Source organism: Gammaproteobacteria bacterium (genome assembly GCA_033720895.1).
Taxonomy (GTDB): Bacteria; Pseudomonadota; Gammaproteobacteria; order Natronospirales; family JAJUFS01; genus JAWWBS01.
Genome location: JAWWBS010000105.1, coordinates 1 through 3515, shown reverse-complemented (window position 1 = coordinate 3515; position 3515 = coordinate 1). Strand labels below are relative to the sequence as shown.

Sequence of the window (3515 nt, the reverse complement as noted above, 5' to 3'; positions counted from 1 at the left end):
GACAACACGCGCGTTGTCAGCATGAACCTCGGCAACCTGTTCAATGGCGAAGGCAGGACAAGGCGATTTCCGACGCAGCGTGGTGCAGACACCGAAAAGGAGTACCAGCGCCAGCTGGCGAAGATCGTGGCGACCATCGTGCAAAGCGAGGCCGACATCCTGGCGCTGAACGAACTGGAAAACGACGGCTTTGGCGAGCACAGCGCCATGGCCGATCTCGTCGCGGCACTCGCCAGGGCCGGGCGAACATTCCAGCCCGTCGAGCACGGCAAGCGCATCGGCAGCGATGCAATCACCAACGCCCTGCTCTACGACCCGGCCCGCGTCACCGCCGTCGGCCAGCCTGGTGTGCTGACGCGCGGGCCGTTTTCCCGCAACAGCCGCCCCCCGTTGTTGCAGCATTTCCAGGCCAGCGGACAGGACTCGACCGTGTTTGCGATATCGGTGAATCACTTCAAGGCACGCACTTGCCGCGGCGCCCGCGGTGACGAGCGCGACAGTGGCGAAGGCTGCTGGAACGCCACGCGACGCACGGCATCGAGACTGCTGCTGGAGTGGCTGGACGACAGGAGCGATCGCGAGGTGCTGCTGGTCGGCGACCTGAATGCCTACCGGCAGGAAGCCCCGTTGCAGGAGCTCCAGCGGGCGGGGTTCATCAATCTTTTCGGCAGGGAACCCGGCTACAGCTACAGCTACTTCGGCGAAGTTGGTCGGCTGGACCATGCGCTGGCCACGCCGGCGCTCGCCGGCTGCATCAGCGCCACCACCTGGCACAGCAATGCCGATGAACCGCGAGTGCTGGATTACAACCTGGAATACCAGTCAGCCGACCAGCAGCAGCGCTGGTACGCGGCCGACCCCTGGCGGGCCGGCGATCATGATCCGCTGGTGCTGGATATCGACTGGTTGGCTTGCGAGCAAATCGGCGACTGAATCAGCTGCTGGCGGGTTCCAGCGAAAAGCGGGCTTCCAGCACCTCGAGCACGTCCTTGGCCAGCAGCTCGCTGACCGGCAGCTGCGTGATCATCTCGTAGTCATTGCTCTCGATCTGGCCAATACCCATGCCGACCTTGCCGGGATCCTGGTCGAGCACGATCAGCACCAGCCGTGTCTTGCTGTGCACATCGTCGATGTTCACCGCATCGGCCGCGATGCCCATGGCGCGGATCTTGGAGCTGATGATGCCGATCGAGGCCGAGGCCTTCTGGTTGCGCTGCATGAACTGGCCATGCGCTTCCTCGACCACTTCGGCAACCGCTTCGATATCGGGATTGGTCACGCGCGCTCTCGCCTGGAAATGAAACCCGAGCCTACCGCATCACGCCCGCTGCTGTCTCCGCCGGGGCTTCAGCAGCTGTCCGCCGGCGGCTGGAAGTCGATGGTGACAATGCAGCTCATGGGATGCGGCTCGCCATCCACCACCGTGGTGTCGAACAGGTAGCCCTTGATGGCACGTCGAGCCGGGCGGGTGAAAATGCGTTCCGGCTGTTCGAGCAGGAAGGTCATGTTCGCCACCGAACCATCCCAGTTCACGTCCACTTCCATAGTCACCTTGCCGCTGAGGCAGTTGTTCTCTGCCACGGTCGGGTAATAGGACTCGGCCGTCTGCACGATCTTGCAGGCCGGCAAGGGCTTTTCGTCATCGGGCTCCTCGCCCTTGAAGCTGGTCATGGTCAGGTCGGCCGGGATCTCGTCCGGCTTGATGCCGCCCGAGCCGCAGCCAGCCAGCAACAGCGCTGGCAGCAACAACAAGATAGAGAGTGTGATTCGCATAAGAGATCCCCTGCTTTTCCCCAAGCGCCTACGCTGCCCCGATCGCGGCTGGAATTCAAATCACGGGGTCACACTTCCGACGGCAGCCAGAGCAGGTAAAGGGTCACCGCGGCGGCAATGACGACGAGGCCGATGCCGACCGCCGGCACCGGCACGACGCTGGTGGCCGTCCACCCTACCGACGGCCAGAGAAACAGCAAGGCCAGGCACTTGGCCCGCAGTGGCACGACGCGGTGGGCGAGATAGTCCTGCAGCACCGGGCCAAGGTGCGGCGCTTCGAGCAGCCATTCGCGAGTACGCGGCGAACTGCGGGCAAAGCAGGCAGCCGCCAGCAACAGGAACGGCGTGGTCGGCAGCAGCGGCAGGAACACGCCTGCTGCACCCAGCCCCGTCGCCAGCCAACCTGTCATGAAATACAGCCCGCGCACCGTACCGCTCCCAGTTTCACGCCTGATTGCAGTATCAGTCCGCCCGACTGCGGTAGCATTGATCGAGATCAAGCGCGAAACGGAGCAGAGAAAGACATGGATGAGAGCGAGCTGAACGTATCGAGCGAGGCATGGCAGGTCTTCGCGCCGAAGCTGGAAGCGCAGCAAGTTCGGCGCAAGCAGGAGCGCCTCATTGATGGCGGGGTGTCGCTGTATTTATCGAGCATCCACCTGCTCAAGCGACTCTGGTATCGCCCGGACCCCAATGAACTGGCCAGGCTGGACGAGCTGATCGGCGGGCTGGATCCTGATTCCTACAAGGTCTTCCATGAAGAAGACCACGTCCATGTTCGCAGGATAAGTGGCAACTGGGTCGAGAACGATCTTCTCTGAGGCACACCGGGACCCCGGCGGGCTCCTGGCAGGCTACTGCCGCACCAGGATCTCGGCGCGACCATAGTTGACCCAGTCGAACACCCAGAGCATCACGAGATACTGGTTGGCCGTATCGAGCATGAAGGCCACGCCGCTGCCACCGTTCAGCTGGCCGTTCAGGCCGACGTCTTCGTAACGCGGGCACTGGGCCGAGACGCTCGTCACTTTCATGATGTTGCCGGCTTCCGGCAATTCGAGTTCGCCCTGGTAGGCACAGCCGGCATCATTCACGCCGGAGAAAACGCCATCGTCACCAATGACCGTGACATTCTGCAGCGCCTCCACCGGATCATCGGACGACGACCAGGTGCCGGCGAGTGCCGTGGGGGTGACGATGTGATCCGAGAGCGCCGGGGCATTGAAGAAGACCAGGCTGCCCTTTTCTTTCCCGAGGGTGTAGCTGCCGGTGATCACCCGGTCGCCGGTGGCAATATCGACCGCCGAGCCCGGCGTGACATCCGGGTAATCCGCATCGGTCGGCTCTTGCAGCGTGCCGTCCAGCGTACCGGTGAGATAGGAACTGCTGCCATCCCAGGTGGAGCCCGCGACGGACACCGCCTCGTGGGAGACCGAGAAGCGCCGGCCATTCGTGCGCAAGCGGAACCAGAACACGCCATCGTCCCGCCAGATGAACGCGGTGCCATCCGCCGTAACCGCCATCACCGCAATTTCCGCGGCATCACCGTCGCTCGCCTTCATCTCGCCCACCCACAGGCCATAGGGGTCGCGGTTGTTGTCCTCATCGACACCACAGGCGGAGAGGAACAAACCCAGCAGCAAGATCGCAGGCAGGAAAACGGCGTGGCGAGACGGCATGGCAAGTCCTTTTGTTCAGGTCCGTGCCGGATTTTGACAGGCGCGCCGGGCAATTCCAAGCAG

6 protein-coding genes are annotated in these 3515 nt (G+C 63.3%); 2 read left to right on the top strand and 4 right to left on the bottom strand.

Features of this window, described 5'->3' with window-relative positions; genetic code table 11:
• Positions 1 to 933, top strand: a 933-nt coding sequence (locus R3217_10545) for an ExeM/NucH family extracellular endonuclease (protein ID MDX1455881.1), incomplete at its 5' end; no start/stop codon positions are given.
• Position 934: 1 nt separating this feature from the next.
• Here the strand turns inward: R3217_10545 and R3217_10540 are convergent.
• The 3 genes from R3217_10540 to R3217_10530 form a co-directional block, all read right to left on the bottom strand.
• Positions 935 to 1279 (bottom strand): hypothetical protein, encoded by a 345-nt coding sequence (locus tag R3217_10540; GenBank protein ID MDX1455880.1) that lies wholly within the window; start codon positions 1277 to 1279, stop codon positions 935 to 937.
• Between the two features lie 68 nt (positions 1280 to 1347).
• Positions 1348 to 1773: an energy transducer TonB gene (locus tag R3217_10535; protein ID MDX1455879.1), complete on the bottom strand. Its 426-nt coding sequence runs from the start codon at positions 1771 to 1773 to the stop codon at positions 1348 to 1350.
• 68 nt (positions 1774 to 1841) lie between these two features.
• Positions 1842 to 2201, bottom strand: a complete 360-nt coding sequence (locus R3217_10530; protein ID MDX1455878.1) for a YbaN family protein — start codon at positions 2199 to 2201, stop codon at positions 1842 to 1844.
• A gap of 96 nt (positions 2202 to 2297) precedes the next feature.
• On the opposite strand from R3217_10530, the gene R3217_10525 reads away from it, so the two are divergent.
• Positions 2298 to 2594 carry a hypothetical protein gene (locus tag R3217_10525; GenBank protein MDX1455877.1) on the top strand — a complete coding sequence of 99 codons (297 nt, stop codon included), beginning with the start codon at positions 2298 to 2300 and terminating at the stop codon, positions 2592 to 2594.
• Positions 2595 to 2627: 33 nt separating this feature from the next.
• On the opposite strand, the gene R3217_10520 is transcribed toward R3217_10525, so the two are convergent.
• Positions 2628 to 3452: a hypothetical protein gene (locus R3217_10520; protein ID MDX1455876.1), complete on the bottom strand. Its 825-nt coding sequence runs from the start codon at positions 3450 to 3452 to the stop codon at positions 2628 to 2630.
• Positions 3453 to 3515: the final 63 nt, after the last annotated feature.